1 protein-coding gene is annotated in these 284 nt (G+C 64.4%); it reads right to left on the bottom strand.

Annotated features, from left to right (window positions below; translation table 11 throughout):
- Positions 1-90 precede the first annotated feature (90 nt).
- The coding region (locus FS767_RS22170; protein ID WP_305986797.1) for an ArsC/Spx/MgsR family protein at positions 91-284 on the bottom strand (194 nt) is incomplete at its 5' end.

Below are 284 nucleotides of genomic sequence, written 5' to 3'. Positions count from 1 at the left end.
AAGAGGGCATTCGACATGAGACTGTTCCTTTGCAGAGGCACCGATCCGGTCGGTGCGAGATGTTCGGTAGTAGGGGCGGTGGCCGCGGGGTCAGTTCAGGGCCGCGGCATAGAGCTCGGGCTTGAAGCCCAGCAGGGTACGGTCGCCGAGATCGAGCACGGGTCGCTTGATCATCGAAGGCTGCGCCAGCATCAGGTCGATGGCCTTGGCGGTGTCGAGGTCGGCCTTCTGGGCGTCGTCGAGCTTGCGGAAGGTGGTGCCGGCGCGATTGAGCACCTTGTCCC

Origin of the sequence: Pseudomonas sp. DE0010 (genome assembly GCF_007680745.1) — a bacterium.
GTDB lineage: Bacteria > Pseudomonadota > Gammaproteobacteria > Pseudomonadales > Pseudomonadaceae > Aquipseudomonas > Aquipseudomonas parafulva_B.
This window is presented reverse-complemented; position numbering and strand designations above follow the sequence as displayed.